The sequence below is a fragment of the Terrirubrum flagellatum genome, assembly GCF_022059845.1.
Lineage (GTDB): Bacteria > Pseudomonadota > Alphaproteobacteria > Rhizobiales > Beijerinckiaceae > Terrirubrum > Terrirubrum flagellatum.
Genome location: NZ_CP091851.1, coordinates 2,587,512 through 2,608,189, shown reverse-complemented (window position 1 = coordinate 2,608,189; position 20,678 = coordinate 2,587,512). Strand labels below are relative to the sequence as shown.

18 protein-coding genes are annotated in these 20,678 nt (G+C 64.0%); 12 read left to right on the top strand and 6 right to left on the bottom strand.

Features of this window, described 5'->3' with window-relative positions; translation table 11 throughout:
• Nucleotides 1–117: 117 nt before the first annotated feature.
• Nucleotides 118–1,731, bottom strand: a complete 1,614-nt coding sequence (locus L8F45_RS12665) for an adenylate/guanylate cyclase domain-containing protein (RefSeq protein ID WP_342363220.1) — start codon at nucleotides 1,729–1,731, stop codon at nucleotides 118–120.
• A gap of 273 nt (nucleotides 1,732–2,004) precedes the next feature.
• On the opposite strand from L8F45_RS12665, the gene L8F45_RS12660 reads away from it, so the two are divergent.
• Together L8F45_RS12660 and L8F45_RS12655 are read left to right on the top strand one after the other, a co-directional pair.
• Nucleotides 2,005–2,616, top strand: coding sequence for an NUDIX domain-containing protein (locus tag L8F45_RS12660; protein ID WP_342363219.1), 612 nt, complete (start codon nucleotides 2,005–2,007; stop codon nucleotides 2,614–2,616).
• A 167-nt stretch (nucleotides 2,617–2,783) separates the two neighbouring features.
• On the top strand, nucleotides 2,784–3,332 hold the full coding sequence (locus L8F45_RS12655; RefSeq protein ID WP_342363218.1) for a hypothetical protein: 549 nt from the start codon (nucleotides 2,784–2,786) through the stop codon (nucleotides 3,330–3,332).
• Between the two features lie 115 nt (nucleotides 3,333–3,447).
• Here the strand turns inward: L8F45_RS12655 and L8F45_RS12650 are convergent, their stop codons facing one another.
• Entirely contained in the window at nucleotides 3,448–4,806 is a 1,359-nt protein-coding gene (locus L8F45_RS12650; protein WP_342363217.1) for an ATP-binding protein, read from the bottom strand.
• On the bottom strand, nucleotides 4,803–5,525 hold the full coding sequence (locus tag L8F45_RS12645; RefSeq protein WP_342363216.1) for a response regulator: 723 nt from the start codon (nucleotides 5,523–5,525) through the stop codon (nucleotides 4,803–4,805). The genes L8F45_RS12650 and L8F45_RS12645 overlap by 4 nt, the downstream gene beginning before the upstream one ends.
• A 188-nt stretch (nucleotides 5,526–5,713) precedes the next feature.
• Here L8F45_RS12645 and L8F45_RS12640 point away from each other — a divergent pair, with 188 nt between their 5' ends.
• The 3 genes from L8F45_RS12640 to L8F45_RS12630 all read left to right on the top strand — a co-directional run bounded on the left by L8F45_RS12640 (nucleotide 5,714) and on the right by L8F45_RS12630 (nucleotide 10,897).
• Complete coding sequence (locus L8F45_RS12640; protein WP_342363215.1) at nucleotides 5,714–6,331, top strand: hypothetical protein; 618 nt, start codon at nucleotides 5,714–5,716, stop codon at nucleotides 6,329–6,331.
• Between the two features lie 189 nt (nucleotides 6,332–6,520).
• On the top strand, nucleotides 6,521–7,744 hold the full coding sequence (locus tag L8F45_RS12635; RefSeq protein WP_342363214.1) for an efflux RND transporter periplasmic adaptor subunit: 1,224 nt from the start codon (nucleotides 6,521–6,523) through the stop codon (nucleotides 7,742–7,744).
• Between the two features lie 3 nt (nucleotides 7,745–7,747).
• Entirely contained in the window at nucleotides 7,748–10,897 is a 3,150-nt protein-coding gene (locus L8F45_RS12630) for an efflux RND transporter permease subunit (RefSeq protein WP_342363213.1), read from the top strand.
• Between the two features lie 39 nt (nucleotides 10,898–10,936).
• Here the strand turns inward: L8F45_RS12630 and L8F45_RS12625 are convergent, their stop codons facing one another.
• Nucleotides 10,937–11,101 (bottom strand): YjiS-like domain-containing protein, encoded by a 165-nt coding sequence (locus tag L8F45_RS12625; RefSeq protein ID WP_342363212.1) that lies wholly within the window; start codon nucleotides 11,099–11,101, stop codon nucleotides 10,937–10,939.
• A gap of 85 nt (nucleotides 11,102–11,186) precedes the next feature.
• Complete coding sequence (locus tag L8F45_RS12620) at nucleotides 11,187–11,645, bottom strand: DUF3237 domain-containing protein (RefSeq protein ID WP_342363211.1); 459 nt, start codon at nucleotides 11,643–11,645, stop codon at nucleotides 11,187–11,189.
• A gap of 92 nt (nucleotides 11,646–11,737) precedes the next feature.
• Here L8F45_RS12620 and L8F45_RS12615 point away from each other — a divergent pair, with 92 nt between their 5' ends.
• Nucleotides 11,738–12,595 carry a LysR family transcriptional regulator gene (locus L8F45_RS12615; RefSeq protein ID WP_342363210.1) on the top strand — a complete coding sequence of 286 codons (858 nt, stop codon included), beginning with the start codon at nucleotides 11,738–11,740 and terminating at the stop codon, nucleotides 12,593–12,595.
• Nucleotides 12,596–12,611: 16 nt separating this feature from the next.
• Here the strand turns inward: L8F45_RS12615 and L8F45_RS12610 are convergent, their stop codons facing one another.
• Nucleotides 12,612–14,978: a xanthine dehydrogenase family protein molybdopterin-binding subunit gene (locus tag L8F45_RS12610; RefSeq protein ID WP_342363209.1), complete on the bottom strand. Its 2,367-nt coding sequence runs from the start codon at nucleotides 14,976–14,978 to the stop codon at nucleotides 12,612–12,614.
• A 218-nt stretch (nucleotides 14,979–15,196) separates the two neighbouring features.
• On the opposite strand from L8F45_RS12610, the gene L8F45_RS12605 reads away from it, so the two are divergent.
• The 6 genes from L8F45_RS12605 (at nucleotide 15,197) to L8F45_RS12580 (ending at nucleotide 20,671) form a co-directional block, all read left to right on the top strand.
• Nucleotides 15,197–15,883 carry a Crp/Fnr family transcriptional regulator gene (locus tag L8F45_RS12605; protein ID WP_342363208.1) on the top strand — a complete coding sequence of 229 codons (687 nt, stop codon included), beginning with the start codon at nucleotides 15,197–15,199 and terminating at the stop codon, nucleotides 15,881–15,883.
• Between the two features lie 58 nt (nucleotides 15,884–15,941).
• Nucleotides 15,942–17,090 (top strand): ABC transporter ATP-binding protein, encoded by a 1,149-nt coding sequence (locus tag L8F45_RS12600; RefSeq protein WP_342363207.1) that lies wholly within the window; start codon nucleotides 15,942–15,944, stop codon nucleotides 17,088–17,090.
• On the top strand, nucleotides 17,090–18,007 hold the full coding sequence (locus L8F45_RS12595) for an ABC transporter permease (RefSeq protein WP_342363206.1): 918 nt from the start codon (nucleotides 17,090–17,092) through the stop codon (nucleotides 18,005–18,007). Before L8F45_RS12600 ends, L8F45_RS12595 begins: the two co-directional genes overlap by 1 nt.
• The gene (locus L8F45_RS12590) at nucleotides 18,004–18,801 is read left to right on the top strand and encodes an ABC transporter permease (RefSeq protein WP_342363205.1); all 798 of its coding nucleotides are present in this window, start codon (nucleotides 18,004–18,006) and stop codon (nucleotides 18,799–18,801) included. Before L8F45_RS12595 ends, L8F45_RS12590 begins: the two co-directional genes overlap by 4 nt.
• 110 nt (nucleotides 18,802–18,911) lie before the next feature.
• On the top strand, nucleotides 18,912–20,012 hold the full coding sequence (locus L8F45_RS12585) for a hypothetical protein (RefSeq protein WP_342363204.1): 1,101 nt from the start codon (nucleotides 18,912–18,914) through the stop codon (nucleotides 20,010–20,012).
• Complete coding sequence (locus L8F45_RS12580; protein WP_342363203.1) at nucleotides 20,009–20,671, top strand: hypothetical protein; 663 nt, start codon at nucleotides 20,009–20,011, stop codon at nucleotides 20,669–20,671. Before L8F45_RS12585 ends, L8F45_RS12580 begins: the two co-directional genes overlap by 4 nt.
• Nucleotides 20,672–20,678: the final 7 nt, after the last annotated feature.

Below are 20,678 nucleotides of genomic sequence, written 5' to 3'. Positions count from 1 at the left end.
GACGCCAGGATGCACGGAAAGGAATCTGCAGCGATGACAGTCGGCAGCAGAAACCAAGAAAACATTGGCGCTTTCGCATCAAGACATGAATAGTTTCTCTCTCAACCCGCCTCTTGCCTAATTCCTCAATCTCGAAATCACCGTCTTCTCCTGCACGGGCGCGCTCTTGCGGTCGAGCGCGAGGAGCGCGTCGCGCAGGCGCTGCTTCGCCTTCTCCGTCGTCGCCACATCGATCGCGTCGACGTCGACATAGAGGTCGAGGCCCGTGGAGCGCTCGGAGAAGACGCGCTGCTTTTCCGCGAGGTCGCCGAGATAGCCCTCGACCGCATAGGGCACGATCTCGCGGCCGATGCCCTTCATGTGGATCGGCGGGCGCGGCTGGGCGCGCACGATCTCGCGCACCAAGAGATAGGTTTCGTAGGACAGCATCACCTCGCCGGGTTCGGCGATGGATTGCAGCCGCGCCGAGAGGTTCGCCTCGGCGCCGATGATCGTGTAGTCCATCCGGTCCTTGCTGCCGAAATTGCCGACATTGCAGAAGCCGGTGTTGATGCCCATGCGCGCCTGGAAGGGCTGTTCGATGCCGCGGCGGCGCCATTCGATGTTGAGCTGGGCGAGCCGGCGCTGCATCGCGATCGCCATGCGCACGCAGGCGAGCGCGTCTTCCTTGACGCCTTTGGTTTCAGGGTCGCCGAAGAAGACGAGGATCGCGTCGCCGATGAACTTGTCGACGGTCGCGCCATGTTCGAGCGCGATCGCTGACATCTCGGTCAGATATTCGTTGAGCAGCGCGGTCAGATCCTCCGGCTGCAGGCGCTCGGCGGTCGCGGTGAAGTTCTTGATGTCGGAGAAGAAGATCGTCAGCTTCTTGCGTTCGGCGATGAGTTCCGCCTCGCGCTCGCCGCTGAAGATGCTCTTGTAGACCTGCGGCGGCAGATAGCGCGCGATCTTGCCCGAGATCGACGCCAGGAAATTGTTGCTCTCCGAAAGCTCCTTGTTCATCGAGCCGATCAGCCCCGCCTGCTTGCGCTGCAGCGCCAGCACGCTGACGCCGACGCAGCCGGCGAGCGCGAGATAACTCAGGAGATATTTGAAGGAGAAGATGTTGCTGGCGATCGACTGTTTGACCGCGATCTCCTGGATGCCGCGCACGTCGCCGACCTTCCAGTCGCGTTTCGGGCTTTCAGGATGGCGATTGTGGCAGGTGACGCAGACCTGCCCCATGATGATCGGCGAGGCGATGCGGACTTCGCGGTCGAGGATCGAGCCCGAGGTCTTCACGATCGGCTGCGAGGAATCCTTGCGGAGCGCTGCGAGGGCGTCCTTTTCGAAATCATCGAGATTGGCCGGCGGCCGGCCGGCGAAAGGCAGGTCCGAGATGAAGCGGTAGATGACGCCGCCATCCTGCGAGCTCACCGCCTTGCCAAGCTCGATCGAAAGCGTCGCCGGGATCGGGATCGAGTTCGGCGTGGTCCGGAACTGGTGGGTGGTGAAGATGGTGCCGTTGGCCTTGAGCACCCGGTCGACCACCTCGGTCGCGTAGAAGGCGCGCATATTGTCGATGATGCGGCCGGTTTCGCGCGCCTGCTGCTCCAGAAGCTGTTCGGAAAGGCCGCGCAGGTCGAGCCAGACCGCGACCGGCAGTCCAAAGAGCCCAAGCGCAAGCGCACAGCCCAGCAAGGGGCCGATCAGCCGCTGCAGCCTCGAACTCTTATCCGCCAACTCCGACATGCGCTGCCTTGAAGGACTGAAATTCAGAATCTGAAAATGTTCGCAACTGCTTCGGGCGCCGGCGCTTTTCGCCTCCGAATCCGCCAGCTCCGGCGCCCCTATATCAGATCGCGCCCCTCCCGTCCCGCGCCGGGAGAATGGCTAACGGCCGCACCGGCGCTTCACCCTCGCGATGAGCGGGCCGGGCCGGGGGCAGCCGAAGCCGGCCCTGTCCAGCCGACGGTGGCCTTGGGCGCGCCGCGCCGCTATGGCCCTCGGCAAAGGAGAGCCGACATGAATAGCACAGGCGCGCTATCGGACCGGGTGACGATCGAAAAGGTCGAAACGCTGAGCGACAGGTGGCGGCCGCTGCGTTCCTACACTTTCCGCTATCGCCGCCGCGACGGCAGGGAGCAGACGCTTGTTCGCGAAATCTATGAGCGGCCGGAGGGCGCGGCGCTGCTGCTGGCGAATGTCGGGAAAGGAACGGTGGTTCTCATCCGGCAGCTTCGCCTGCCGGCGCTGATCAACGGCCATCCCGATGGCATGCTGTGGGAGGTTCCCGCCGGCCTGCTCGACGACGACAGCCCGGCCGACGCCATGCGGCGCGAGGCGATGGAGGAGACAGGGTTTCGCGTCGGCGACGCGCGGCCGTTGTTCGCGGCCTATACGAGCGCGGGCGCGATGACGGAGCGGCTGCATTTCTTCGTCGCCGAATATGCGGACGGCGACAGGGTCGAGGCGGGCGGCGGCCATGCCGGCGAAGGCGAGGATATCGAGGTCGCGGAATTTGCGTTCGAGGATGCGCTGGCGATGATCGGGCAAGGCGAGATCGTCGACGCCAAGACGATCATGCTTCTGCTCTACGCCGAGGCGAAAGGCTTGTTCCGCTCCCATGTCGGCTGAGGATCAGGCGCGGACGCGCGCGGGAAAATTGTTTCCTGATGTTTCCGATGGCAAACAGGACACCTCTCGAAACAAGGTTTCTCCGCGCGGAGACGGGCCGTTAACCCCGTTGATCGCTTGCTCGCACAGGCGAGGCGTTGTGTTTCGCCTGGGATCAGGAGACCAACGTGACCTCCATATCTTCAGCGTCAGCGTATCAGCACGCGTCGCCGCTGGACCGGCTCAAATCCGAATTGAGCTCGGAGATTTCAGCGGGGACAATATCCTCGAGCGACAGTTCCGCGCTCACATCGGCCCTCGAAAGCATCGATTCCTCGCTCAGCGCCGGTCGCACATCGGCGAGTTCAGGTTCGAAGCCGCCGTCGCCAGACGAACTGCAAAGCAAGGTCGACAGCCTGATCGAAGATCAGGTCTCTTCCGGCGCGCTGACCAGCGATCAGGCCGATGAATTGAAGAACGTCTTCAAGAACACGTTCGCCCAGGGCGGTCCGGGAGGCCCCGGAGGCGCCGGCGGTCCTCCGCCTCCGCCGCCGAGCGATTCCGACGGCAGCGATGATTCATCGAGCTCGACATCGAGTTCGACCGACATCAGCCAGTTGTTGCAGGACTTCCTGAAGCAGCTTCAGCAGACTCTGTCGTCGAACTCCTACAGCTCGGACGCGTCGTCCAAGACGACCGCGACGACGACCTCGTTGTTCATGAGCGTCAGCGCCTGAAGCGGCGCGCCATGCTGGCGCGTCGATGCATTCTGCACGGGGAAAGGCCCGCGCCTGCTGACGAATTGGCGGCGCGGAGAGCCTTCTTCCTGACGCGCGTCGCGACGAAAGATCGTCAGCGGTTCGGCGAGCCCAGCACCGGCAGCGAGACGCGCACGCAAAGCCCGCGCGGCGCGAGATTGGCGAGCGCCAGCGATCCGCCGTGATTGTCGATGATCGACTGCGCGATGGCGAGGCCGAGGCCGAAGCCTGAATTTTTCGAGACCGCGCGCGCCGCGTCGCCGCGCACGAAAGGCTGCAGCATTTCCGCCTGCTGCTCGCCGGGAATTCCCGGCCCCTCGTCCTGAATTTCGACGATAGCCTGGTCGCCCGCGAGTTTCAGACGGACGACGGCGCTGCCGCCATATTTCACCGCATTGTCGATGATGTTCATGAACGCACGCTGCAGCCTGTCGGGGTCGCCTCTCGCGGTGAAATGAACTGGCCCTTCATATTCGACCTTCTGGCCGAGATCGGCCTGCTCATAGGCGAGCGTGCTGAGCAGACTCGCGAGATCGAGCGCGGCGATTTCCTCCTTCGCCTTGCCGTCGCGCAGGAAGGAGAGGGCGGAATTGACCATCCCGCCCATATGGGCGAGGTCGCGAATAACCGCGTCGCGAATCTGCTCGTCCTCGATCTCTTCGGCGCGCAGCCGCATGCGCGTGATCGGCGTGCGCAGATCATGGCCGACCGCGGCGAGCATATGCGTGCGCTGATCGAGCATCGTCTTGATGCGGTCGCGCATGCCGTTGAGCGCAGCGGCGAGCGCGCCAAGTTCCGACGGTCCGTTCTCAGGCAGAGGCTCCTGATCGCGCGTCGGATCGAAATTCTCCGCTGCGTGGGCGAGATCGCCGAGCGGCCGGATGAGCACGCGCACGGCCCACGCGCCAAGCACCACAAGCGCCGCCGTAAAGAAGATCATCGGCGGGAGATAGGGAAAGTAATGGCCGCCGGGTGGCGGAAACAGATTGCCGCGCACGACCAGCTCCGATCGATCTGCCATGATCACAGTCACGGTTCTCTCGCGAGCGAGCGACGGCCCTGAAGGCGGCGGCTCGAACCTGATTTCGAGGCCGGCATCTCTCAGCATGCGCTCTTCCGGTCCGCGGGGGCGGATGTCGGGGGGCGGGCGGCCAGCGTCCGCTTCGGGCGCCGGCGATGAGGAGGGCGGCGCAAGCCGCGCCTCCACGTCGGGAAAGGACCGCTTGAACGCGTCGACCAGCGCCTGTCGTTCCGATGGCGGCGCGGCGTTGACCATGCGCGCGAGCACGACTGCGGCGTGTCCGGCAGGTCCGCCCTCGCGCTCATCGCCGCGGCGGCTCTCGAGAGAAAAGAGAATGCCGATGGCGATATGCGCGAGCAGAATCGCGCAGGCGACGAGGAGAACGATTTGCGCGCCGATGCTGCGAGGCAGAAAGCGCGCGAGCCTGTTCATTCGCTCGACTCGGCGACTTCAGGCGTGAAGAGATAGCCGCCGGATCGGATGGTCTTGATCATCTCGGGGTCTCGCGCGTCGGCCTCGATCTTCTGGCGGATGCGGCTGACCAGCACGTCGATAGAACGTTCGAACGCGCCGGCGGCGCGCCCTTGCGTCAGGTCGATGAGCTGGTCGCGCGACAGGACGCGGCCGGGATGTTCGCAGAAAACGCGCAGCAGATCGAATTCGGCGCCGGTCAGGGTCACGCGCGCGCCTTCCGGATTGGTGAGCCTGCGCATGGAGAGATCGACGCGCCACCCCGCAAACAGCAGCGCCCGCGCCGTCGATGCGTTGGTCGGCCGCAACCCTTGCGCGCGCCGCAGCACCGCGCGGATGCGCGCCAGCAATTCGCGCGGATTGAACGGCTTCGCGAGATAGTCATCAGCGCCCATCTCGAGGCCGAGGATCCGGTCGATCTCTTCGGCCCGCGCGGTGAGCATGATCACCGGCACCGTCGAGGAGGCGCGCAGGCGCCGGCAGAGGGAGAGGCCGTCTTCGCCCGGCAGCATCAGATCGAGCACCACGAGATCGATGCGTCCGTCGATCAGGACGCGATCCATCTCGCGTCCGTCGAGCGCATGCGTCACGCGACAGCCATTGACCTTAAGGTAGCGGCCGGCGAGCGCGGCGATGTCCTTGTCGTCCTCGACGATGAGAATGTGCGGCGATGAAGTCATGTTACGATGTTGATGAAGCGGCGCACGCCTTATGACCCGAAGCGGGGTCGGGCGCCTTCAGAAAAATAGTTTCTGGATATTTCCATGTCCGCGATCTCGCAGAGCGCGAAACAAATTGGCTTGGCCGGGGACATAATCGCGGGCGCTGGCTGCGTCATCCTTCGCATATTCGCGTTGAGGACCAGTCCATGCGCCTGTTGCCCCGTATCGCCGCCGCGATTGTCGCCGGAGGTTCGTTGCTGAGTTTGGTCGCGGCGGCGGGCGTCGCGCCGCCGCCCGGAAAGGACCAGGCGCGGCTTGCGTCGAAGGAGCCGCTGCCGATCGCGCTCGCCCGCTTCGAGGATGGCGAACCCGCCTTCCGTCGCCTGTCGCCGGCGGAGCGCTGCGCCGACATCCATGCGAGATTTGTCGCCCGGCTCGCCTATATCGAGATCCGCCTGTCGCTCGACGGTTCGCAGCAAGCGGCCTGGAAAACCTTCGCCGACGCGGCGAAGGCGGCGGTCGAACCCATGAACGCGCTCTGCCTCGCCGGTCCGCCGCGCCCCGATCAGGACGACGTCGTCGCGGTGCTGCGTGATCGCGAGCGGCCGGCGCTCGCCATGGCTGGGGCCGCGACGGCGATGCGGCAGGCGGCCGAGGCTTTGTCGCCATCGCTCAGGCCGGACCGGAGCAGGCTGCTGGCCGAATTGATGACGCCTCCCGGCCCGCCGCCCTTGCCGCCGGGCGGTCCGCATGGCGCGAGCGCGCCGGGCGCTGGACGCGGACCCTCGCCCTTCAATCGGCCGGACGCGCCGCCTTTCCACTGACCGCTTTCCGGTTCGGCGCAATATGCGCGCCGAAGTTCGGCTCTGCAGGCCTGCGGTCAGGTCGTCGCCCGATTGACCGTTTTTTGCCTCAGTTGTTGGCGAAGGCTAACAGAGCTGACGCGCGCCCGCCGGATACCGTCCGGCGGGCGCTAGCGCTGTCCAGGCGCCCCATCGCCATTGAGGTTCGAGATGAGATCGTTGAAGCCATCCCTCGCCGGTGGCGCGTTGCTGATTGGCCTCTCATTGGCCGGCTGCAACAACCAGCAGAATCCGACGGCCGGCCCCGCAGGCGCCGCAGGCGCGCCGCGGCCGCCGCAGCAGGTGGCGATCGTCACGCTGCGCCCGAAATCGGTCGCGATCAACGCCGAGCTGCCCGGCCGCATCACGCCCTATCTCGTCGCCGAAGTGCGTCCGCAGGTCGCCGGCATCATTCAGGAGCGGCGGTTCAAGGAAGGCGGCGAGGTCGCGAGAGGCGACATCCTCTACCAGATCGATCCCGCGACCTATCAGGCCGCCTATGACAGCGCGGCGGCGCAACTCGCCCGCGCCGAAGCGCAGGTGCCGAACGCCCAGGCCCAGCTCGAGCGCTACCAGACCCTGTCGAGATCCAACGCCGTGACCGAGCAGCAGCTCGATCAGGCGACGGCGACTCTCGCGCAGGCGAAGGCCGATGTCGCCGCAGCCAAGGCCAATCTCGTCTCCGCGCGGATCAATCTCGACTACACCAGGATCACGGCGTCGATCAGCGGCCTGATCGGCAAATCCTCGCTCAACGCCGGCGCGCTGGTCACTGCGAGCCAGACGATCGCGCTCGCGACCATCCGGCAGCTCGATCCGATCTATGTCGACATGACCCAGTCGAGCGCGAACCTCCTGCGCTTCCGCCGCCAGTTGCAGAGCGGCAAGCTGCGCGGCGACATCGGCTCGGTGCCGGTGAAGCTGAGACTCGAGGACGGCAGCACCTACGACAAGGAAGGCAAGCTCGAATTCGCCGACATCTCGATCGATGAATCGACCAGCACCTTCACCGTCCGCGCCGTATTTCCGAATCCGGACAGGCTCCTTCTGCCGGGCATGTATGTGCGCGCAGTGATTGAGGAAGGCGTCGCCGATGGCAGTTTCCTGCTGCCGCAGCAGGGCGTCACCCGCAACAGCAAGGGTGAAGCGACGGCGATGTTCGTCACCAGGGACAACAAGGTCGAGCAGCGCGTCATCGGCATCCGCCGGACGATCGGCGCGAGCTGGCTTGTCGATCGCGGCGTCAATGACGGCGACAGGCTGATCGTCGAGGGCACGCTGAAGGTGCGCCCCGGACAGGACGTTGCCGCCGTCGAGGTGACGGTCGATCCGACGACGGGCCAGATCAAGGAGGTGAGCGCAGGCGCCCCGCACGTCGCGGACGCCAGGAACTAAGTTATGGCTCGCTTTTTCATCAACAGGCCGATTTTCGCCTGGGTCATCGCCATCGTCATCATGCTGGGCGGCGCGCTCGCGATCACGAGCCTGTCGATCGCGCAATATCCCAATATCGCGCCGACGACGGTCCGCATCCAGGCGAACTATCCCGGCGCCAGCGCCGAGACGATCGAGAACTCGGTGACCAAGGTCATCGAGCAGAACATGACCGGCCTCGATCACCTCCAGTATATGGCGTCATCGAGCACATCGAGCGGCAACGCGTCGATCACGCTGACATTCACCAACGACGCCAATCCTGATACCGCGCAGGTGCAGGTCCAGAACAAGCTGAGCCTTGTCACGTCGCAGCTTCCGCAGATCGTGCAGAGCCTCGGCGTCACCGTGACAAAGGCCAACGACAGCTTCCTGATGGTGGTCGCGCTGACCTCGGAAGACGGCTCGATGTCGTCGAACGATCTCGCCGACTACATCAACAGCACGCTGAATGATCGCATCAAGCGCATCGACGGCGTCGGCGGCGCGCAGGTGTTCGGCGGCGGCTACGCCATGCGCATCTGGCTCGATCCGATCAAGCTCGCGCAATATCAGCTCATGCCGAGCGACGTGACCGCCGCGATCGTCGCGCAGAACGTGCAGGTGTCCGCGGGACAGTTGGGCGGACTTCCCTCCGTCAATGGCAACCAGCTCAATGCGACGATTTCGGCGCAGAGCCGGTTGCAAACGCCGGAGCAATTCCGCGAGATCATCCTGAAGAGCGACATGCGCGGTTCGCTCGTCCGCATCGGCGACGTCGCGCGCGTCGAACTTGGCGCCGACAGCTACACCAGCGTGGCGCGTTACAACGGCAAGCCGGCCGCCGGCCTCGCGATCAATCTCGCGACCGGCGCCAACGCGATCTCCACCGCCCAGGCCGTGCAAGCGGCGCTGAAGGACATGGAGGCGCAGCTTCCGACCGGCGTCGCGATCTCCTATCCCTATGACACCACGCCCTTCGTGCGCCTGTCGATCGAGGAGGTGGTGCGCACGCTGCTTGAAGCGATCGTGCTTGTCTTCCTCGTGATGTATCTCTTCCTGCAGAATTTCAGGGCGACACTGATCCCGACCATCGCGGTGCCCGTGGTGCTGCTCGGCACCTTCGGCGTGCTCGCGGCCTTCGGCTACTCCATCAACACGCTCACCATGTTCGCCATGGTGCTCGCGATCGGCCTGCTCGTCGACGACGCCATCGTCGTGGTCGAGAATGTCGAGCGCGTCATGTCGGAAGAAGGCCTGTCGCCGCGCGAGGCGACGCTCAAGTCCATGGACGAGATCACCGGCGCGCTGGTCGGCATCGCCACCGTGCTCTCGGCGGTGTTCATTCCCATGGCCTTCTTCGGTGGTTCGGTCGGCGTCATCTATCGCCAGTTCTCTGTGACGATCGTCTCGGCGATGGTGCTCTCGGTTCTGGTCGCGCTCGTGCTGACGCCGGCGCTTTGCGCCACCATGCTGAAGGCCAGCCCCAATCACGGCGCGCCGCGCCGCGGCTTCTTCGGCTGGTTCAATCGCATGTTCGGCCGGGCCACGAACGGATACATCTCGGGCGTGCGCGGCATCGTGCGCCTGCCGGCGATCTTCCTCGTCGGTTTCGCGCTAATCGTCGGCGGCGTCGCCTGGATGTTCAACAAGGTGCCTGGCTCCTTCATTCCGGACGAGGATCAGGGCGTTCTCTTCACCATCGTGCAGTTGCCGACCGGCGCGACGCAGGATCGCGGCAAGCGCGTGCTCGAAGCCATCCGCAAGCATTTTTCCGAGAAGGAGAAGGATGCGGTCGACGGCGTGTTCGACGTCGCCGGCTTCAGCTTCGCGGGGCAGGGCCAGAATGTCGGCATCGCCTTCATCAAGCTGAAGGAGTTCGCCCAGCGCAAATCGCCCAATCTGCGCGCCGCAGCAGTCGCGCAGCGGGCGAACATCGCCTTCTTCGGAATTCGCGACGCGATGGTGTTCGCGCTCGCGCCGCCGGCGCTGCCGGGCGTCGGCAATTCCAGTGGCTTCGAGATGTATTTGCAGGACGCCGGCGGCGCCGGTCATGAGAAGCTGATGGAGGCGCGCAACCAGTTTCTCGGCCTCGCGGCGCGCAATCCACGTCTCGCCAACACGCGTCCGAACGGGCAGGAGGACACGCCGCAATTCGCGATCGAGATTGATCGCGAGAAGGCGCGCGCCTTCGCGCTCAGCCTCGCCGACGTCAACAACACGTTGTCGATCGCATGGGCCGGCGCCTATGTGAACGACTTCATCGATCGCGGCCGCGTCAAATCGGTCTATGTGCAGGCCGATGCGCCGTTCCGCATGTCGCCTGAAAATCTCGACGACTGGCAAGTGCGCAATGCGACCGGCGGCATGGTGCCGTTCTCGGCGATCGCGTCATCGCGCTGGACCTATGGGTCGCCGAACCTGCAACGCTTCAACGGCGTCTCGGCGGTTCAGTTGCAGGGGCAGGCAGCGCCTGGCGTCAGTTCGGGCGTGGCGATGGACGAGGCGGAGGCATTGATGAAACAGCTGCCGCAGGGCTTCACGCGCGCCTGGAGCGGGCTGTCTTATCAGGAGCGTCTGTCGGGCAGTCAGGCGGGCGCGCTCTATGCGATCTCGATCCTCGTCGTCTTCCTCTGCCTCGCGGCGCTCTATGAAAGCTGGTCGATCCCGTTCGCAGTGATGCTCGCGGTTCCGCTCGGCGTGTTCGGCGCGCTGCTTGCCGCCATTCTGGCGAGTCAGTCGAACGACGTCTATTTCAAGGTCGGCCTTTTGACGACGATCGGCCTCGCTGCGAAGAATGCGATCCTCATCGTCGAATTCGCGATCGAGCAACAGGCGCAAGGGAAGGGCGTCGTCGAGGCGACGCTGGAAGCCTGTCGTCAGCGCCTGCGTCCGATCCTGATGACGTCGTTCGCCTTCATCCTCGGCGTGCTGCCGCTTGCGCTTGCGAACGGCGCCGGCTCCGGCGCGCAGAACGCGATCGGTTTCGGCGTGCTTGGCGGCATGCTCGCCGCGACGTTCCTCGGCGTGTTCTTCGTGCCGCTGCTTTTCGTGACGGTGCGACGGATATTCAAAGGGCGCACCGTGGCCGCTGCGGGCGGCGGCGCGCAAGCGGAGAGCGCAACCGCGCATTAATCATGCTCCGCTTGGTCGGGCGGCCTGCGGGCCGCTCGGCTACAGCGGCTTGATGAAATCGATCCCGAGGGGGCGCTCGATTTTCCAATCGATTTCGCTGCGCGACAGGCCGATATCCCTGAGCTGCGCGTCGCTCAATTCAAGCAGCACAAGTCGGCTGCGCCGTCTCCGCCTCCACAGCTCGAACCATCCGCGCATCGCCATCAACAGCGATTCAAAAAGCGACCGCCGCTCCAACGTGGAAGAGTCGCGCCCATCATATTCGCGATCAGCGAGCGGGGCGGATTGATCAGAGAATTTCAAAGACCTCGTATTCGACGCCGCCCGGACGCCGTCCTCCCTTTGCAACCGTGACAATGCCGTTGAGCCACGCATGCGCTGGCGCGGCGGTCTCGAAATAGGGCGTCGTGCGCAGATAATATTCGGAAGGGTCGACCATTTCGCCGCGCGCGATGCGTTCGGACACGGCTTGCGACGCACGCCTCACGCCGCGATAGGTCATGAGGATGAGACCGCCGTCGTCGGCCGTGAGGAGAAGTCTCACATCCTGCTGAAATGTCCCGTCGGCCCGGGCGAGCAGGAGATCGGAGCCGATCAACGGCGACACCTCGCCTCTCAGCCGCTCCCCTTCGAAATGTCCGCCCGACACGGGAAAAATGCGCCGGTCGCCGGCTGGCGTCGGCCCAAGCTCCAGCATCGGGTGAAGCATGATGAAGAGCGTAAACAGGCGCTGCGATTGCAGGGGCACGGCAAATCTCCTATTCTTGTTCCCGACATTGCATGTGAGCGCGACGCCCCCAAAACGCGCTTTGCTTGTCGTCATCACAAGAGAAACTGAACATGCGGCCGTCTTTGGAGTCTCTGCGCGTCCTGGAGGCGTGCGTTTCAGCCGGCAGCTTCGCGCGCGCGGCTGAATGTCTGTTTTTGACTCCGGCGGCGGTCAGCCTGCGCATCCGCACGCTGGAGGCTGAACTCGATCAACCGCTCTTCGTGCGCGCCGGTCCGCGTGTCACTCCAACGGCCGCCGCAACCATTCTGGCGAAACGGGTCCGGGAGGCGTTGAATGGCATCTCTGATGCGCTCAACGAATTTCAGGCCGCAGCGCCGTCGCTCAAAGTCACGGCGCCGCCGACATTTGCATCGCGCTGGCTTGCGCCGCGTCTGGCGCGCTATCCCGCGCCCGGAGCCTTCGGCATCGAACTCGACGTCTCAACAGAAATGCGCGATCCCCAAGCGTTCGATGTCGCGATAAGAACGGGCGGCGGCGGATGGGCGGGATTTGAAGAATATCCACTCGCCCCTGTGGAGGTGACGCCGATGCTGGCGCCCTCTCTGCTTGCGGCGCGCGCCATTGCTACGCCCGATGAACTGATTGACTTCGAACTGTTGCCGCATCCCGACTGGGAGCAATGGTTTATGGAGGCGGGATGCAAGGCCCCGCCGGGCTTGCGTTTCGCAGCGGTCGATTATCCCACGCACGAACTGGACGCCAACGCCGCGCTGGCGGGCGCAGGCGTAGCGCTGTTGTCGCCTTCATTGTTTCGGCCGCTTCTGACCCAGGGCCTGCTGATCGCCCCTTTCGCGTGCGTCCTCAGCGGGCCGGCCTGGCATTTCGCGTTGATGCGCGCCGGCGAATCCCGCTCAGCGCCGCAGCATTTCTGCGCCTGGCTTTGCGAGCAGGCGCGCGCGCTCGCGTGATCCGCGGCGGCGTTTTTCACGCCGCCTTCGCCTTCGCATCCTCGATCGCGCGCCATACCTTCTCTGGCGTCGCCGGCATGTTCATGTGAGTCACCCCGACCATCGACAGCGCATCGACGACCGCATTCATCACGCTGGTGATCGAGCCGGCGCAGCCGGCTTCGCCAACGCCCTTCACGCCGAGCGGATTTGATTTCGTCGGCTGCGGCCTGTTTTCGATGGTGAAGAAAGGCGCGTCGTCGGCGCGCGGCATGCCGTAGTCGGTGAAGGAGCCGGAGAGAAGCTGACCGTCCTCGTCATAGACGACGCGCTCCATCAGCACCTGACCGATGCCCTGCACCACGCCGCCGTGAAGCTGGCCGGCGAGCAGCAGCGGATTGATGACGGTGCCCACGTCATTGACCATGGTGTATTTCACCACCTCGGTCGCGCCGGTCGCTTCGTCGATCTCCACTTCGCAGATATGGCAGCCGTTCGGGAAGGTCATCGCCGGGCCTTCATTGACGAGCTTCACATCGAGCGTCCTTGGCAGATCGTCCGGCAGCGACTGCGCCTCGCGCACGCGCTTTGCGAGCTCGATGACGCCGACGCTGCGGTCAGTGCCAACGACAGAGAAATTCCCTTCCTTGAACTCGATATCGTTCGGCGACGTCTCAAGCGCCCAGCCCGCAAGCTGCTTGCCGTTCTCGATCACCTTGTCGCTCGCCGCAACGACGGCCGAGCCTGACGCGATCATCGAGCGCGAACCGCCGGTGCCGCCGCCATGCAGCAGCTCGTCGCTGTTGCCCTGCAAAAGGCCGATCTTCTCGAAGGGCACGCCGAGCCGGGCGCTGAGAATCTGCGCAAGGCTCGTCGTGTGGCCCTGACCGTAATCGAGCGTGCCGGTGATGATGGTGACGCGACCATCTTCCTCGAAACGGATGCCGCCCATCTCCATGGTCGCGGCCGCCGTGGCCTCAAGAAAACAACCGACGCCGAAACCACGCAGGAACCCGCGCTCTTTCGATTCGGCGCGGCGTTGCGCGAAGCCCTTCTGATCGGCCGTCTCCAACGCCTGATTCATCATCGCGGTGAAATCGCCGCTGTCATAGACGACGCCGGATTGCGCCTTGTAGGGCAGTTCGGCAGGCGTGAGCTGGTTGATGCGCCGGAGCTCGAGCCGATCGATGCCCGAGACGCGCGCCATCTCCTCGATCAGCCGCTCCATGATGTAGTTGCCTTCGGGCCGCCCCGCGCCGCGATAGGCGCCGACCGGCGTCTTGTTGGTCAGCACGCAGCGCATCGAAACTTCAAGCATCGGCAGCCGGTACATGCTGCAGGCGTTGACGACGATGTTGCGCGTCGTCGGCATCTGGCCGGCGGTGGTGAGATAGGCGCCCATATCGCCGAAGCCGGTCACGCGCACGGCGAGGAAGCGGCCCTTCTCGTCGACAGCCATTTCCGCTTCATATTGCTGCGCGCGGCCATGCGTGTCCGAGACGAAGCTTGGCGTGCGCTCCTCCACCCATTTCACTGGCTTGCCCAGAACTTTCGCGGCGTGGAGGCAGCAGACATGTTCGGGGAAGACGGCGCCGCGCATGCCGAACGAGCCGCCGACATGGTCGGTCAGGATCGTCACCTGCTCCGGCTTCACCTTGAGGATGTCGTTGGCGAGTTGGGCGCGATAGCCGAACACGCCCTGCGTCGGCACATGCAGCGTCCAGTGGTCCTTCGCGGCGTCATACATCGCGAGGCAGCCGCGCAGCTCCATCGGATTGATCACGATGCGGGAGTCGACCAGCGACAGCTTCGCCACATGCGCGGCTTTCGCGAAGGCGGCGGCGGTCGCCTCCGCGTCGCCGTGATAGAAGTCGAGCGTCGTATTCTCCGGCACTTCGTCATAGAGCAGCGGCGCGCCTGATTTCACCGCCTCGGACGGCTCCAGCACGACGGGCAGCGCCTCGATGTCGAGGCCGACCTTCTCGGCGGCGTCCTTGGCGATGACGGCCGAGGTCGCGACGACGAAGGCGACGGGGTCGCCGACATAGCGCACCCGCTCATGGGCGAGCGGATAGCGGATCGGCTGCCGGTAGGCCGAACCATCCCTGTTCGGGAAGTTGAGTTTGCTGACAAACCGGCCATAACCGGCCTCGATCAGGTCGGCGCCCGTCCAGGCGCCGAGCACGCCCTCGACCTCCCGCGCCGGCTCAAGATCGATCCCATTGATCACGCCATGGGCGATCGGACTGCGCACCATAGCGACATGGAGCTCGCCCTCCACATGCTTGTCGTCGGTGTAGCGGCCTTCGCCGCGCAGCAGGACCGGGTCCTCCTTGCGGGGAACCGGCTGGCCGACGCCGAATTTCTCGGCGTCGAACTGGGAGGGATCGGGGCGTGCGGTCATGGGCGGTCGCCAGGCAGGGTTCGCGAAGTCGGGGGATGATGCAGCCTAGGCCGCCGGCCCCGTCCGGCAAAGACGGGCTCCGGCATGGGCGTCATGCCGGGCCCGGGCGCCTGTTTCCCCTGCAAATGCTGCGCCGCGAGCGAGGGCGGCCAAGCGTCGGGTTGACCATTGGGCTGCGCCTGCCACATTTGCGGCCTATTTCGCCAAGGTCGATTCATATGGCTCTTCTCACGCGCGTGCCGTTCTTCCGGGATTGCGGCCTGGATCTCGAGACGCTCGAGAAGCGCTGCATCGTCAAGCGCTTCGACGACGGCGAGGTGGTTCTCGATTTCGACGACCATACCAGCGACGTGTATTTTCTGGCGTCGGGCGATGTGCGCGTCCTGTTCCGAACCCAGGCCGGCAAGGAAGTGATTTTCGGCGATCTGCGCAGCGGCCAGTTCTTCGGCGAGCTCGCGGCCATCGACAATGTGCCGCGCTCGGCCAATGTCACCGCGCTGACGCGGGCCGAGATGGTGATCATGTCGGCGAACATCTTCCGGGAAAGCGTGTTCGGCACGCCGACGCTCTCCGAGCGGATGATGAAAATCCTCACCGCCCGCACCCGCGAGCTCAACGCCCGCCTGATGGAGCAGGCGGTGCTCGATTTGAGGCACCGGCTCTATTCCGAGTTGCTGCGTCTCTCGCTGCCGCGACCGGGACATGAGGGCGAGCGCGTGATCACGCCGCCGCCATTTCATCATGTGCTCGCCGCGCGCATCGGCTGCCGTCGCGAGCAGGTGACGCGCGAATTCACCACCATGACCGAGCAGGGCCTCGTCGAGAAAACCCGCGGCGCCATCATCCTGAAGAAGCCGTCGGTGCTCGAACAGCGCATCGCGGAAGCGCTGCGCGAAGGCGAGTAGTCATTTCCGCGACGCCCGCCTCAGATCACGATGGCTTTGGATTAATCAATCCAAAGCCATGAACGTGATCGATTCCAAAAGTTCAGAGCGGGATTGGCGCGAAAAACCGATTCCCGCTTTTTCGCATCCCGCTTCAGCCGCCCCGATCCTCCGCATCGAGAAGGCGAGCAAACGCTTCGGGTCCTTCGCCGCGGTCGACGCTGTCGATCTCGCCGTCAGCGAAGGCGAGTTCCTCTGCCTGCTCGGTCCCTCCGGCTGCGGCAAGACCACGCTCTTGCGCATGCTCGCAGGCTTCGAGCGGCCGGACTCCGGCCGCATCCTGCTCGACGGCGCCGATGTCAGCCAGATTCCGCCGCATCGCCGGCCCGTGAACATGATGTTCCAGTCCTATGCGTTGTTTCCGCATATGAATGTCGCGCGCAACATCGGCTTCGGATTGCGCCAGGAGGGATTGCCGAAATCCGAAATTGAATCGCGCGTCGAGGAAATGCTCGCGCTGACGCGGCTCGAAGGGCTCGGCGGGCGCAGGCCCGATCAACTCTCCGGCGGTCAGCGCCAGCGCGTCGCGCTCGCGCGCGCGCTGGCGAAACGACCGCGTCTGTTGCTGCTCGATGAGCCCATGGCCGCGCTCGATCGTAAATTGCGCGAGGAGACGCAGATCGAATTGAAGGCGCTGCAGGCGCGGCTTGGCCTCACCTTCATCACGGTCACGCATGACCAGACCGAAGCCATGACCATGGCCGATCGCATCGCGGTGATGGATGCGGGGCGGCTCGCGCAGGTCGGCCGCCCGCGCGACATCTATGAGCGCCCGTCGACCCTGTCGGTCGCGCGCTTCATTGGCGATGCGACCTTGTTCGAGGGCGAAACGCGCGACGGCGAAAATGGCGCGCTCATGTTCGTTTGCGCGAAGCCTGACATCGCCTTCGCAGTGAAGTCGGGAGCGCGCGGCGCCACTCACGCGCTCGCGCGGCCGGAAAATATCCGCCTCTATCCCTGGCGGCCGTCCGAGCAGCCGAACGTGGTGCAGGGAACGGTGATCCAGTCGATTTATCGCGGCGATCAGCGGCTCGTGCTGGTCGATTGCGGCGGCGTCGTTACGCGCGTATCGCAGTCGAACGCGGTCGGTGGCGACAATGAGCTTGAAGCAGGCGCTTCCGTGTTCCTGTCGATCGCGCCCGAGGCGCTGATCCTGCTGGAGCGCTGATGTCTGCTCCGCACGCTTTCGGACGCGCCGCGCGCTTCGCCGTGCTGTCGCCGCCCGTTGTTTTTCTCGCGCTGTTCTTCCTCGCGCCGTTCCTCTTCGTCGCGCGCATCAGCCTGTCGCAATCGACGCGCGCGCAGCCGCCCTACGCGCCGCAGTATGAACAGGGCAGCGGACTCGAAGGTCTGCGCGCCGTGCTCGAAGGGCTGAACTTCGAGAACTACGCGACCATCCTTTCCGACGATCTCTATCTCAGCGCCTTTTTGACTGCGCTGCGCATCGCCGCGACCTCGACTTTTCTTCTGCTGCTCATCGCTTATCCCATCGCCTACGCCATGGCGCGCGCGCGTCCGGCGCTGCGGCCGTTGCTCCTCGCGCTGATGATCGTGCCGTTCTGGACGAGTTTTCTGATCCGCATCTATGCATGGATCGGCATCCTGAAACCGGAAGGCCTTCTCAATCAGGCGCTGCTGGCGCTTGGGCTGATCGACGCGCCGCTTGAAATCCTCAACACCGAAATCGCGATCTATATCGGCATTGTGTACGCCTATCTCCCCTTCATGGTGTTGCCGATCTACGCGGTGCTGGTCGCGCAGAGCCACGATCTGCTTGAGGCCGCCGCCGATCTCGGCTGCCCGCCCTGGAAGAGCTTTTGGCTGGTGACGGTTCCCTTGTCGGCGCCAGGCGTCGCCGCGGGCTGTCTGCTGGTCTTCATTCCCTGCGTCGGCGAATTCGTCATTCCCGATCTGCTGGGCGGTTCGGAAACGCTGATGATCGGCCGGCAATTGTGGAGCGAATTCTTCGGCAACCGCGACTGGCCGACGGCCTCCGCCATCGCCGTGATCCTGGTGATCATCCTGCTGATCCCGTTCCTGATCCTTCGTCGCCTCGAGGCGCGCGGCGAGGAGGCGCTGAAATGAAGCGCGGCATGGGCTGGAACGGCGTGCTCGCGCTCACGCTGGGCTTCGCCTTCATCTATGCGCCAATCCTGCTGCTGATCCTGTTCTCCTTCAACGACTCGCGTCTCGTGACCGTGTGGGGCGGCTTCACCACGCGCTGGTATCAGGGGCTCGCTTCGAACGAGGCGCTGATGAGCGCCGCCTGGAACAGCCTGCGCGTCGGCGTCGCCAGCGCGACGATCGCGACCGTGATGGGCGCGCTGATCGCGCTGGCGCTCGCGCGCTTCGGCAAATTCCGCGGCCGCGGCGCGCTCGCCGCAATGGCGTTCGCGCCTGTCGTGATGCCCGAGGTGATCACAGCGCTGTCGCTATTGCTGCTCTTCGTCGCGATCGATCTTGATCGCGGCGCGCTCACCATCACCATCGCCCATGCGACGTTCACGACCGGCTTCGTCGCGGCGATCGTCGGCGCGCGGCTCTCGTTGTTCGATCGCTCGCTCGAAGAGGCGGCGATGGATCTTGGCGCTTCGCCCTTGTTCGCGATCGCGCTTGTCACGTTGCCGCTGATCGCGCCGGCGATCCTCGCGGGCTGGATGCTCGCCTTCACGCTCTCGCTCGATGATCTCGTGATCGCGAGCTTCGTCTCCGGGCCCGGCTCGACCACACTGCCCATGCGCATCTACAGCCAGGCCCGGCTTGGCGTGTCGCCCGACATCAACGCCGTGGGCTCGGTGCTCATCGCGGTGGTCACGGTCGCCGTGCTGACCGCGACGGTGGCGCTGAAGCGGGCCGGGGAGGGCGAACGGGCGGCTTGACGGCTGACAAAACGCGACGCTGCGACCGAAAATCGACCCCAAGCGGTCAGGTTTTGCGCTTGACAATGGAGATTATAATCCTATAGTAGGACGATGGACAGGAGGCGACCTTGGATGCTCGCTCAACTCATCGTTCTGATCTCAGCCGTTTTCGCCATGATTGGGCGGCGCTCCGCTTCGAATGGGCGATGCTCAAGCTGCAGCTCGCGCTCAAACAGAATTTCAACCCGCTCCAGCCGAGGAATCCGGCGGGAAGCGAAGGCGCGGGCCGGTGGACTTTGGGCGGGAATGGGCCGGTTCGGGTCGCTACCAGCCAAGAGTGGAAAGTTCTCTCGGAAAAGAAGCAGCCGGATGGCTCCTTGGCGGAGCAAACCGTCATGGGGCCCGACGGAACGATCATACGCGCGGAATATCCTGTCCGCGGACCGACCCGTTTCGATGATCGCTATACTGTGCGCACGCCTGACGGAACGGTCCGCATATTCGAGAACGTGGGATCAGTTCAGACAATCTATGACGGGGAGGGCCGCAAACTAAGCGAAGTCGAGTGGACAAGGAACGGGCCAGAGCCTGTCGCTAGGGTGCAGGAGACGTTTGTCTTTCTCGCGCCTGCGGTGCCGGCGGCGTTCAACGCAACAATTGTCGCCGTTGGGGCGCTCTACGTATTTCTCTCGATCAACAACGGGCCGAACCGTCAAGCTGTCTTGTCGTATCCCGCTCAGAAGTATGATGTGCCAACTCCCACTTCACCCGCGATTTTTGCAGGCTATCTGACGAATGACGAAGTAAGTAAAGCCTGCGGAGCTTACAAAGAGGCGCAAGCATTCTTGGATGATGCGACAATTAGGATCAGAAAAGAGGATTATTCCAGCAAAGCGACTTATGGAACTGCGGTGCATATGGAAACTCGGAATTTGATGCGAGCTACCCCTGTTGAGGGGCTCCACGCAGAGATTTCCTTTCTCAAGACGCTCGATGAAACAGGGGAGCCTCCAAATTTTGCGATCCTCAATCAATATTACGGCAGGATAGGATCTATGCGGATGGATATCTTCGATGTCACACGCCCGACTGTGGCGTGCGTATACGATATTAAGACTGGGAAAAGCGGGTTGCCTCCGGCTCGAATGAATGAGATCGCGACTACGACTCGCTTGAATTATCCCCAAGCGCAGCAAATCATCGTTACCGAAATGAGGTCGGCGTATTGACGACTCTCCGCGAGGTTAAAAAGCTCGTTGCGCCACTGCTCGCGCGACATCCTGATTTGGCGCTGGCCGAACGCGGCATATTCCTGCGCCCGGTGCATCATTTCGCGCGATTCATTTACGTCAGCGCCACGAGCTCAGCCAATCAGTTCATGCTCGGTTGGGCTGCGACGGCGATGTTTTATCCCCCGACGTTCGTGAATGTCACTCAAGGCGAGACGTTGGGCCGCAAAGGTCGATTGTGGCTGCTGGATGAGCCCGATGTGGAGGACGAACTTGTCAGCAATATTGAGAATAGGGCGCTACCGAAGCTGCGCGCCATGAAAACCTTGCGAGATTATGCTGGGCATGCTCTTCCAAAAGATCCGGTGCAACGCAGCTATCTCGGGCGACTCGATCTCCGCTTCCGCCTCGCTTTTGGCGAACTGGACGAAGCCGCGCGTTTGCTCTCTGAAGAAATTTGCGCTCCGGATCGTACGATCCTTGATCGCGAGAGCGAAGGGCTTTCAGAAAGAGTCAAAGAGGTGGGCGCAGGAATTTCTGCCGGTGATCGCGAGGCAATCGCGCGCGTGCTGCATCGGTTGGAAGCGCGAATGGCCGCCTCTTTGAAACTCGAAAAAATCTGGGAGCCGACGCCGTTTCCGCTGGAGCTTGCGCGATAGATATTTC

Bases quoted from the DNA above. Each gene is read 5' to 3' on its own strand.
- L8F45_RS12665 (WP_342363220.1), bottom strand. From the start codon at position 1,731: ATGTCGGAGTTGGCGGATAAGAGTTCGAGGCTGCAGCGGCTGATCGGC.
- L8F45_RS12660 (WP_342363219.1), top strand. From the start codon at position 2,005: ATGAATAGCACAGGCGCGCTATCGGACCGGGTGACGATCGAAAAGGTC.
- L8F45_RS12650 (WP_342363217.1), bottom strand. From the start codon at position 4,806: ATGAACAGGCTCGCGCGCTTTCTGCCTCGCAGCATCGGCGCGCAAATC.
- L8F45_RS12645 (WP_342363216.1), bottom strand. From the start codon at position 5,525: ATGACTTCATCGCCGCACATTCTCATCGTCGAGGACGACAAGGACATC.
- L8F45_RS12640 (WP_342363215.1), top strand. From the start codon at position 5,714: ATGCGCCTGTTGCCCCGTATCGCCGCCGCGATTGTCGCCGGAGGTTCG.
- L8F45_RS12635 (WP_342363214.1), top strand. From the start codon at position 6,521: ATGAGATCGTTGAAGCCATCCCTCGCCGGTGGCGCGTTGCTGATTGGC.
- L8F45_RS12630 (WP_342363213.1), top strand. From the start codon at position 7,748: ATGGCTCGCTTTTTCATCAACAGGCCGATTTTCGCCTGGGTCATCGCC.
- L8F45_RS12625 (WP_342363212.1), bottom strand. From the start codon at position 11,101: ATGGCGATGCGCGGATGGTTCGAGCTGTGGAGGCGGAGACGGCGCAGC.
- L8F45_RS12615 (WP_342363210.1), top strand. From the start codon at position 11,738: ATGCGGCCGTCTTTGGAGTCTCTGCGCGTCCTGGAGGCGTGCGTTTCA.
- L8F45_RS12610 (WP_342363209.1), bottom strand. From the start codon at position 14,978: ATGACCGCACGCCCCGATCCCTCCCAGTTCGACGCCGAGAAATTCGGC.
- L8F45_RS12605 (WP_342363208.1), top strand. From the start codon at position 15,197: ATGGCTCTTCTCACGCGCGTGCCGTTCTTCCGGGATTGCGGCCTGGAT.
- L8F45_RS12600 (WP_342363207.1), top strand. From the start codon at position 15,942: ATGAACGTGATCGATTCCAAAAGTTCAGAGCGGGATTGGCGCGAAAAA.
- L8F45_RS12595 (WP_342363206.1), top strand. From the start codon at position 17,090: ATGTCTGCTCCGCACGCTTTCGGACGCGCCGCGCGCTTCGCCGTGCTG.
- L8F45_RS12590 (WP_342363205.1), top strand. From the start codon at position 18,004: ATGAAGCGCGGCATGGGCTGGAACGGCGTGCTCGCGCTCACGCTGGGC.